This is a genomic window from candidate division KSB1 bacterium (assembly GCA_022562085.1).
GTDB lineage: Bacteria > Zhuqueibacterota > Zhuqueibacteria > Oceanimicrobiales > Oceanimicrobiaceae > Oceanimicrobium.
On sequence record JADFPY010000144.1, the window covers coordinates 1 to 10,235 of the forward strand.

The following is a 10,235-nucleotide window of genomic DNA, read 5'->3' on the forward strand; positions in this document are numbered from 1 at the left end:
CCTTCCGCTTCGCCAAGCAGCTACGCCAGTTCGTCAGGGGTGGGTCTTACAGCAACTTGAGCCGGGCGACCCTTCCGCTCCAGATGAAGCACGAGTACATCGACTACAAGATCTTCCGGGCGATCGACAGCTATCGTCCGAGCGCCCCATTCCGGGGCAGGATCACCATCGTGCGCACCGCGGCCAGCCCGCGCGGCGAGATCGACGTGAACCAGGAGTGGTTCGATCACACGACCGAAGGCGGAGATGTTCACGTCGTGTCGGGGCATCATGGAAACTGGCTCGACGATCACATCGACGAATTTATCGCTGTGCTCAAAACGGCTCTGAATTAGGTGGAAACGTCAATCGAAGGTCCGGGCGAAACGCAAATGAATCCGATCGAATCCAGCCATCGCCCGGGTCAGGCGCAACGTTCCTTTCCGCGGAAAGAAAAGGCGACGCCGCCGAATCCTGGTTTCACCACCCAAATGATCGACAAATATAGAAAGGACCTCCTGTCTCATTTCATATACGAGAGAGTGCGGAACTCGCTTGCCAAAGTCGGCTTGAGAATCTCGCTTTCCATCGTGTTCGAAGAAAGGCCCCTCGGCGGCGCGGCTCCGAGCGCGGCGCTCGCGGACTGTCGCCTCGGCCTCCTGAGCGAGGCGGACATGCCCGAGCTGGCCGCGGTGGAAGGCTATGGCTATTCGAGCGCAGATCTCGTGACTAGGCTGAAAAACCGTTCCCTATGTGTTGCTTTGCGGCACCAGGAAAGGATCGTCGCATTCACCTGGTGCGACACCGAAAATTGCCGCCATAAGATCTTGCCGGTTGAATTATCGGAAAATGAGGCCTTTCTCTACGATGCCTATACGGCGAAAGCGTATCGCGGTAAGAACCTCATTGTGTTGGTCCGGCATCGAGCGTACGAGGAATTGGAAAAGATCGGTCGTTTCAGATTCCTCAGCACCTCCGACTTTTTCAATAGGCCGGCGAACAGATTCAAGAAGAAGCTGCATGCCGTTCCCCTGCAGTTGGTCTTCTACATTTGTCTTTTCAATAAAATCGAAAAAAAATTCGACCTGAAGGAATATAAGCCAAGGTCTTTGAGATAGCCGATAGTGCCAACACGCCGGAGGAGAGCGTGCGGTCATTGGCCGCGGCGTTTCCAGAAGCCGAGACACAATACCTCGCCGGTCTTTTTGAACAGCGAGGAGCTCAGCGGCGTTTGTGGTCATGCATTTTAGAATTTTTGCCGCCGGGATTTCCGCTGCCTGCCAAACTTTCAGATAGTCCAACGCCATTTGTCCGCGGGTCATTCCGGGGAGATCTAAAATGACATCGGTGCCAAACGCCATTTTCACACCTATTTTGTGTGCACGTTTGAGACGATCAATAACCTGATTGGCGGTCTTTTTAGCTTTAGCATCGCTTGATCCCATCGCTTTTAGATGCTCTTCGGGAAAATCAGTTCCAACCAGAAAAATTCCCTTTTCTTTCATGAGCTTGAGCTGTTCATCCGAAAGTTCAAATCCGTGTTCAATGGATTCTGGACCGGCATTGATAACATTGGTAGCAGCTTGACCGCCATAAACGTGAATCGATATGGTCAAACCCGCGTTATGAGTTTCGGTCACTGCGGCTTTAATTTCATCTTCCGTATAAAAGAAAATGCCGTTGTCCGCCACCAGCTTGATGGTGTTTGCCCCGTAATAGATATTGCGTCTCACCGCTTTACGGATTTCGTCCGGGGTGTCGGCGTCGATATATTCATATTGCCAGAATTCGCCTTGCTCAGGAGAAAATCCTGATGATTGGCCGCCAAATGCGGCGATGATTTTCCCACTCGTTATAAGCGTCGGTCCGACAAAGTAGCCGGCTTCGATCGCTTTTCTTACATCGATCATGGCGTAGTTAGCGTCGTTGCCGATGTCTTTCAATGTGGTAAATCCTGCCTCGAGGGCTTCAATGGATTTCCGTACTCCCCGTAGCGCCCGATAAGCCGTGCTTTCTTTGAGGAAGTACATCTCCCAGTCCGAATTCGTTTTCACATAGGGCGGCAAGCCAAAGGTCATATGAACGTGGGCATCCATGAGGCCCGGCAAAACCCAGGAGTCGGAAAGATCGATGACCTCATCGGCTTTAGAAATGTCGATATCGGCGCCAACTGCAGTGATTTTTTTATCCTCAACCAGAATGATTTGATCTTTTGTTGCTTTCCCGCTGGAGGGATCGATTAAGTGGCCGGCTTTAATAGCAACAGTCTGGCCGTGAATGAAAGAACAGATAATTAAAGACATCAATAATATTGTAAGGGTAAAATACTTTTTCATATTCGCTCCTCCTTAGTACAGTTTTATTATAATCAGATTATTTACGAAAATCGGATTGACCTAATCAAAAACACAGTTTCCAGGAATCGGGGTGAATTATAAACAAAAAACAAAATTATTTCAAGGGTGTCAAGGGAAATGAGAAGATCGGCGCTCATAACAGAAGAATCAAAGCAAATCGTCATGTTGTTTTGAACAAAAAATATTGACACCTTGGTTGCATTTTAGTATATTGACGGGTTTCAAATTGAACCTTCTTGATAAAGAACGGAATGTATAAAAAATCAAACAGACTAGTTTTCTGTCTCATTTTAGTGATGTCAAGTTTAGATCTTTGGGCTTTTTCTCCGGAAGATTACTTTACGTCTGCACTTGAAGAAGCAAGCAAAAAAAACTACAGCAAAGCAATTGAACTTTTAAAAGAGCAGATAGCAGACGATTCTTCGTTTGTCGAGGCCTTCATAAGAATTGCCGATTTTTATAACTACAGCAGTTCTCTAAAAAAAGGTGTTGATTACTTTCAAATTCCAATCAAGCAAGGAAGGGGAAACGTAAATGATTATTTAGGATTAGCGCAACTCTACAAGCACGCGAAAGATTGGGAAAAGGCTTTTGAAAATTGTAAAACCGCTCTAGCTAAAGGCTCGACCTCACCCTATCTGGTTGACTTATTTGTAAAATCTGCACTACAGCTAAAAAAAACCAACGAACTTGCAAGAGTCTTGCGGGCAATTCAAAAAGATTCTGCCCAGAAACACCTCTACAATTTAGGATACGCTATCTGGCGCCTTCAAATCAAAAAGCTGAAGAAAGCCCGGGGAACCGTCTTGAGCTATTTGGAAAAGAGAAAAGATTTTTACGGCTACAAGGTTTTAGGGGATATTGAGCAAACGGCCAAGAAATTCCAGGAATCAAATAGGTATTACCGGTTGGCTTTAAAATTAAACAAAGATTTTAAAAAGATATCCAATATCGAAATCTTCAAAAATATGGCAAACAATTTTCAGGAGATTGACAAACCGGACTCCGCAGATTATTACTTTAAGAAGGGTTTAGAACTGGCTCAAAAAACTGCAGCGCGAAAAGAGAAATTAGAGATTAGTCAGGCTGCTGCGTTTTTTTACAAACAACTGAGAATGTATCAGAAAATGGCCAATGCCTGCAATGAAGGTATTGAGATTGCCAGAGAAATAAGTGAGATCGATTACCTGGCACCTCTTTATCACGATCTCGGATTTGCTTATGAAGAAATGACCGACAACGACCGAGCTTTGAAATACTATTCATTGACCCTGAAAGAAGCTGAACGGGCAGAAAATACGAGTCTATCCGCAAAATCTCTTTTTGCTATCGGTCGAATTTATTTGAATTCGACCGACCTGGATCAGGCCATCGAATATCTTAATCAGAGTATGAAAATTGCGAAGAAAGCGCGGCATTCAAATACTCAATATCTCGCTTTGCTGAAAATTGCCGATATTCATAAATCGCAAGGGGAGGTGGCTGACGCAAAAGCAGCGTACCAAAAAGTGCTGCGGTACGCTCAAAGGACCCAGCAACACAGCCTGACAGAAATTTGCTTTGTAAAATTATCAAACCTCTACTTGCAACCGCTAAACACCAAACTGAAGTCAGCGATATTTTACCTCAACATGGCAGATGCTTTGGCACGTCAGACGTTTCAATTGCAGTATGCCGCCAATCACCGCTGGATGCAAGGAAAAATAGCTTTACTGGAAAATGAAATTGAACAGGCCGAGGTCAATTTTCTGGAAGCAATTCAATTGGGAAAGGAAGCCGGGTCCTATATGTCGCTAATAGCCGGACAAGCCGGTTTGATCAGAACCTACTTAGCCGCCGGGATTCCCGAATACGCGAAAGCTTACAGCGACAGCGTTTTAATTTCTCTAAATAAGTTTTATGACTATTGTTTTGAAGAGCACACGTTAGAGTTCTTTGATTTATTAGAAGATGTTTTTATTCCGGCCATCAAAGCTTATGCCAACGTTGGCGATTTGACTAAAATCTACGAGACCTGCGAACAATATAAAGCGATGACACATAATATAGTCTTCTCAAAAAGTAAATATAAAATTAAATCTGACATGGCGGACGCAGTTAAATGGAAGCTTGATCTAAAGAACCAGGAAATTCACCATAAATGGCAGACATTGTGGACAATGCGGTATAAAGACCAGCGGGATAATCTCGACTCCGTCATGAAAATCAAAAGTGAAATCGACAGCTTGCATCAGGAAAAGCAGCAACAACTGGCAAATATTGCGCAGCAATATCCGGAATATGAAATTTTCAACCCCACTGCGGAGACTCTGCCCGAACTTCAAACGAAGCTGCGGCAATTGAATGGGACTTTTGTGCACTATTTTATCGCCGACGAAGCCACATTTATTACGGTGATCACAAAAAATGAAATTTATTGTAAGCGGGTTAATGTGACTGCGAGTTATTTGGAAACGCTCGTAAAGCAAATCAGTCCATTCATAAGTGATAATCCAAACGCTGCGGATTGGGGGATGAACCCGTTTCGCCTGGACTTAGCTGGTCAGGTCTATAAATTAATATTTGAGCCAATCAAAGAGTGGATTCCTCCGCAAAGTACGGTAATAATTTCTCCGCATGGAATCATAAACCGGCTGCCTTTTGGAGCTTTGGTCACCAACCTGGAGGAATTAATAGACAATTATGATTTTAATTACGCTCGATTTTTGATCGAAGATTTTGTGATTTCTTATGCCCCATATGCCAAATTTCTTACTTTACCGAATGCAAGAGATAAAGATGCGCAAGGTACATTGCTTGCATTTGCAAATTCAACGAGGCGGCCGGAATCAGAAAGGGTAACGCTTCGCAATTATTATTCAAACGGCAAAAGCAAATCAATCACGGATGAAAATTATTTAAAAAAGATATCAAGTTCATTTGGAAAAGATACCACTGAACTATATTCAGGTGAAGCAGCAACTAAAGATCGATTTGTAAAAGAAAGTTTGAATTATCAAATTATTCATTTGGCGATTCCGCATATTTTGGATGAGCGCTCGGCACTTTATTCAAAACTTTATTTTTCCGATTCTCCGGGGGGAAACACACTCGAAACGCATGAAATATTTAACCTGAATTTAAATGCAGATTTACTGGTTTTGAGCAATCAAAGTAAATTTAAAATCCTGGATGAGGGGAGTTTAAACGGATTTTTACTTGGAGCTAATCTCGCCCGTGTCCCAACTATCGTGACCAGAATCTGGGAAACCGCAGGCGTCAATAGTCCGGAATTATTTGAAAATTTTTATTTAAATCTAAAATTAGGACTGAGTAAAGCCGAAGCTCTGCAACAAGCTAAAGTTACGTATTTAGAAAAAGTCAGCCGGAATCCTTTGCAATGGGCGCCTTATTTATTACACGGAGACCCCCAACCGATGACCTTCCAATCAAGCTCGAAATATTGGCTGATTTACGTTACTTTATTGGGGATGGCGGTTTTTATAACTTTGGTGGTGTGGCAATTTCTGAAGATTAACAAAGAGCCGACTCAAGAAGTGAAAAGCGCATGAGCCCTTCGACTTGCTCAGGATACACTACGAGCGCTTTTTCGCTTCCCGCTCTTCGTTTTTTCTTCGAACTACTTGCCCGTTTGAATTGTCAACTCATACTTCCTCTTGAATTCTTTAACACTTTCGTAAATTCCTTGAGCTACTTTTTGTTGGAAGGATGAAGACTTTAACCACCTCTCCTCTTTTTTATTCGACATAAACGCTGTCTCGATCAGAACATTCGGCATGGATGCGCCAACCATTACATAAAACCCGGCCTGCTTAACCCCGCGATTCCGAAGTCCGGTGTGTTTAGCAAGAGATTCCTGAATCATGTTCGCGAGGTCCTGGCTTTCCTTATTATACGCATTCTGTGCCATTGTCGCCAGAATGATGTTTTCCTCGCTGAGTCCGGAGTTCTGGGCACCATCATCGTATTTTATAACCTCGTTTTCACGTTGAGCAATCTCGACGGCTTCGTCAGATTTAGCTAATCCCAAAAAATAAGTTGACGCACCTTTGAGTTTTGAATTGCGGTTCCAATTGGCATGTATACTGATAAAAAGCTTCGCCTGCTTCTCATTGGCAAACTGAGTTCTTTCTTTTAAAGAAATATAAGTATCATTTTTTCTGGTCATAAAAACCTGAACCTTTAATTTTTTCTCTAAGAGTTTTTTTAGCTTCTTAGCAATGCCAAGCACTACGTCCTTTTCATAAGAGCCTCTCACGCCAATTGTGCCGGGGTCACGACCGCCGTGACCGGGATCGATTACGATTTTATCGATCAGCCATTTTTCCCGGTCATTCTTCAGTTTCTTGAGAAGGTCGGGACTCACCTTGTCCTTGGGAATCGAAACCAGCAGTTCATTCGAATGGTGAGTCACGTGCAAATCCATGCCCGAAATATCTTTGTTCAATTTAAATGTAATAGTAACCATCTGATCTAATTGCACGGGCACGATTTCCCTCACCAGCCCCTTCTTGAAACTTTTCACGAAAGACTTCTCATTTATCTTGCCGTTCAAGATATCGAGATAAAATGCCCTTTGGCTGTAGCGGGCACTGACGCTCGTTTTACTGAATTCTCTTAAAGTGCTAATCCGAATTAATGTACCGTTCAGTTTTTCCTCGACCTGTACTCCGGTAATGTTTGTGGTTAATGAAAGCTCATCCACCCCATTACCATTCGTTGATTTATCCAGAAGATCCTTAACAATCGGTATAAAGAACTTTACCGGCACGTAAATTTCGCCGTCAGAGTATTTGGTTTCAACAGGCAATTGCCATACCTTGTGACCACCCATAACAAATGGATTAAAAGCTGTAACCGTGATCTTTTCCTCACCGAGGTATAAAATTGCTTTTCGGACTTTATTGCTGTAATAGGTGTGTGTGTTTAAAGACTCAGCAATATCTTGAAGACCCACAAAGTAAAAATCCCTTCCTATCTTACGCGCTTTACGTTGCACGCTTCGTTCCCAGTCTGAATTCTGGGAATAAGATAAAAAGGGAATAAGTGTCAATAAACAGATGGAAAATCGAATGCTAAATTTGGGTATAAACCGCTTTTTAGACTCAATGAAAGGGATCAAAACTGTCTATTTCTCCGGTTCCTTCTCCTGACTATATTTCTGACTTGCTTCTTGCAGAATTCTCTTTTCTTCTTCACTGAGTTGATCGTAACCAACTTCATTTATCTTATCTAATATTTCATCAACTCGCTCGCGAATCTCGTGCATAGCCTGGTTGCGTTTCAGTTTCTGTACCGCGTGCTGTGATTCTCGCTGCTGTCGCAACCAATTTCCAAGAAAGTCGAGGCGCCAATCCAATTTCAAATAAAGAAACCCGATCGCAGCTCCGCCGAGATGAGCAAAATGTGCGACGCCATCGTTGCTTCCCAGCGACAATAAAGATATACCAACAAAAATCATGACCAAATATTTTGCTTTAAGCTGAACCGGCAAAACGAAAAATAGCAGTAACGTAATAACACGCTCAGGAAACAGGACTGCAAAAGCAACCATCACACCATAAATTGCCCCGGAAGCGCCCATTACGGTTGAATTAAAACTAAAGATTAAATGTAAAATCCCCGCGCCGACCCCGCAAATAAAATAGAGTTTTAGGAATTCCTTACTTCCAAGAGTCCGTTCAACTTCACAACCAAACATCCAGAGAAAAAGCATATTAAAAAAGATATGCATGACGCCGCCATGAAGGAACATATAGGTGAAGAATTGCCAGATGTGAAACTTAAATATGGCCAACTGCGGACTTAAACCAAACCATTGAACTAAAAAATCTTGCGGGGAGATCTTTTGTAAGACAAAGACAGCAATATTGATGATCAGTAAATATTTTACGATTTGAGTTAGGCTGCCGCCAAAGCCGATTCGATATGATCTTTCATAATATGCCATGCGCGTTCACGAAGACAAAGATTAAAAATAGTACTTAATTATATTTAACCGGTAAAAAAGTAGACAAATTCCTTTTGTTTTCAAACGAAGGTTTTTAGAACTATTACCAAACTCGGTGATAGTTTGCGGAACAACACTTCATCAGAGGTATCGACAGGTAGGGTTAAAATCTAAATTTCAGTTTCCAAACAAAATGTTTCCGCTGCTTTTGATTTCATTTTAGGGATTAATGGCCTAAAAGTCAAGCAAAAAAGTTTGTTGACTTTCCGTTTTTTGCTCGGTATATTTTGATCATGCAGTCAGAAGAATCCGAAACTATTTCTCTCCCCGAAATTAAAACAAAACCGCGGAAAAAAACGAAAAGAAAACCTCTTCTTATTCCGCAATATAATGTCATTTTACTCGATGATGACGATCATACCTACGATTACGTTGTTGAAATGCTGATACAGGTTTTCCGCCATAGTCATGGAAAAGCATTTGATATGGCCTGTGAAGTAGATGCTCGGGGAAGGGTGATTGTAGATACCACAACCAAGGAAAGGGCCGAGCTAAAGCGTGACCAAATCCACGCTTACGGCGCAGACTGGCGAATTCCGCATTGCCAGGGCTCGATGTCGGCAATACTCCAGCCTGCAGGGACGACCTGTTAGTACCTGAATTGTGAAGTCCTGTCGTACTCGATAAAAGCATTCGAGCACAAGCTTTTTGGCAAGACTTGAAATCTCAAATCGCAAAAGCCAAATAACAAATAAATTTGGGTTTTTGTGCTTGTTTTTTGTATTTTACGGCGTGATTATTTGTGGTAAAAGAAGATAAAAAGGCGAGTGAACAATAGGGACTGCTTGGAGGGAAAACAATGCATACGGCCGGGTTGTATTATCGTAACAATGTTATTTTCCGAAAATCACCAGCCGATTATGAAATATAGATCTTTAAATCTCAAAGCAGTTTGATTTGCAAAAATGATTTATTTAATATGAGGTTCTTCAGAAAGAAAAATCAGATACACGTGAGCCATCCACTGACTGCTTTTGACGGCAGGGTGATTGCCCGAAAAGGGGATAAAATTGATACAAGCTTCATAAATCGTTTGCGGGAGCAAAGGCTGCCGCGGGCTGAGCGCGGCCGCGAATTTCGGGACACTCACCACTATTTCAATTTCAAAGTTCTATTGAATGACACGAAATATCAATGTTTTTCTAAACTCGGTGATAAAAAAGAGCAGGTTTTAAAAATCACCGGGTCGGTACCGCTGAGCCAGTTGGTGGATGAGGAATTAGGCTGGATGGAACGGTACAAGTATCATTACGATCACACTCTGGCGGTCACGGCCCTTGTCACCTTGATGACTCTGGAGCTAAAAACTAATGAGGAAAAAGCAAGAGAGGCCGCTTCTTGCGCTTTGACCCATGATTTTGGCATCACCCGGGTTCCTGAACAGATTCTGAACAAAGTCTCGCCGCTCGACGAGCAAGAGATGAAAGTCGTCCAGGAACATCCGATCTACAGTTTTTGTCTCCTTACTTACTATGGTTACGACGAAAGCGACCTCAATGCCATCGTGGCTTACGAACATCATGAGAACCTCTTGGGAACAGGTTATCCAAGAGGTGTTGTCCCTGAACTTCTGCTCTCACAGATCATCCAGATTGGTGACATTTTTGATGCGCTTATTTCGGCGCGGCCGTTCCGGCCAGCCAAAACCCAGGAACAGGCCAAGGAAATCATCGATGAAATGGCCGGGCGGGGAGAAATCCAAACCGACCATTATAAGCTTCTACAGTCCTGCATCCAGTAAACAAAAAGCCCCTGTGTTAACCACAGAGGCGTGAAACGTGAAAGTCAGACGTGAAACGTGAAAGTCAGACGTGAAACGTGAAAGTCAGACGTGAAACGTGAAAGTCAAACGTGAAACGTGAAAGTCAGACGTGAAACGTGAAAGTCAG

General features: G+C 43.2%; 8 protein-coding genes. 4 read left to right on the top strand and 4 right to left on the bottom strand.

Annotated elements, in window-relative coordinates; all coding sequences use genetic code 11:
* Positions 1-83: 83 nt before the first annotated feature.
* The gene (locus tag IH879_12665; GenBank protein MCH7675791.1) at positions 84-335 is read left to right on the top strand and encodes a hypothetical protein; all 252 of its coding nucleotides are present in this window, start codon (positions 84-86) and stop codon (positions 333-335) included.
* A 9-nt stretch (positions 336-344) separates the two neighbouring features.
* On the opposite strand, the gene IH879_12670 is transcribed toward IH879_12665, so the two are convergent.
* Positions 345-506, bottom strand: a complete 162-nt coding sequence (locus tag IH879_12670) for a hypothetical protein (protein MCH7675792.1) — start codon at positions 504-506, stop codon at positions 345-347.
* Between the two features lie 312 nt (positions 507-818).
* On the bottom strand, positions 819-2,315 hold the full coding sequence (locus tag IH879_12675; protein MCH7675793.1) for an amidohydrolase family protein: 1,497 nt from the start codon (positions 2,313-2,315) through the stop codon (positions 819-821).
* Between the two features lie 317 nt (positions 2,316-2,632).
* Between IH879_12675 and IH879_12680 the strand changes: the two genes are divergently transcribed.
* Positions 2,633-5,887, top strand: a complete 3,255-nt coding sequence (locus tag IH879_12680) for a CHAT domain-containing protein (GenBank protein MCH7675794.1) — start codon at positions 2,633-2,635, stop codon at positions 5,885-5,887.
* 68 nt (positions 5,888-5,955) lie between these two features.
* On the opposite strand, the gene IH879_12685 is transcribed toward IH879_12680, so the two are convergent.
* Positions 5,956-7,335, bottom strand: coding sequence for an N-acetylmuramoyl-L-alanine amidase (locus tag IH879_12685; GenBank protein MCH7675795.1), 1,380 nt, complete (start codon positions 7,333-7,335; stop codon positions 5,956-5,958).
* 129 nt (positions 7,336-7,464) lie between these two features.
* On the bottom strand, positions 7,465-8,286 hold the full coding sequence (locus IH879_12690) for a rhomboid family intramembrane serine protease (protein MCH7675796.1): 822 nt from the start codon (positions 8,284-8,286) through the stop codon (positions 7,465-7,467).
* Positions 8,287-8,579: 293 nt separating this feature from the next.
* Between IH879_12690 and IH879_12695 the strand changes: the two genes are divergently transcribed.
* Complete coding sequence (locus IH879_12695) at positions 8,580-8,939, top strand: ATP-dependent Clp protease adaptor ClpS (protein MCH7675797.1); 360 nt, start codon at positions 8,580-8,582, stop codon at positions 8,937-8,939.
* Positions 8,940-9,265: 326 nt separating this feature from the next.
* Entirely contained in the window at positions 9,266-10,087 is an 822-nt protein-coding gene (locus IH879_12700; GenBank protein MCH7675798.1) for an HD domain-containing protein, read from the top strand.
* The last annotated feature ends 148 nt before the right edge of the window (positions 10,088-10,235 follow it).

What these genes read in the sequence shown, in the direction of transcription:
- IH879_12665 (MCH7675791.1), top strand. Translation starts at nt 84, where the DNA reads ATGAAGCACGAGTACATCGACTACAAGATCTTCCGGGCGATCGACAGC.
- IH879_12670 (MCH7675792.1), bottom strand. Translation starts at nt 506, where the DNA reads ATGAGACAGGAGGTCCTTTCTATATTTGTCGATCATTTGGGTGGTGAA.
- IH879_12675 (MCH7675793.1), bottom strand. Translation starts at nt 2,315, where the DNA reads ATGAAAAAGTATTTTACCCTTACAATATTATTGATGTCTTTAATTATC.
- IH879_12680 (MCH7675794.1), top strand. Translation starts at nt 2,633, where the DNA reads ATGTCAAGTTTAGATCTTTGGGCTTTTTCTCCGGAAGATTACTTTACG.
- IH879_12690 (MCH7675796.1), bottom strand. Translation starts at nt 8,286, where the DNA reads ATGGCATATTATGAAAGATCATATCGAATCGGCTTTGGCGGCAGCCTA.
- IH879_12695 (MCH7675797.1), top strand. Translation starts at nt 8,580, where the DNA reads ATGCAGTCAGAAGAATCCGAAACTATTTCTCTCCCCGAAATTAAAACA.
- IH879_12700 (MCH7675798.1), top strand. Translation starts at nt 9,266, where the DNA reads ATGAGGTTCTTCAGAAAGAAAAATCAGATACACGTGAGCCATCCACTG.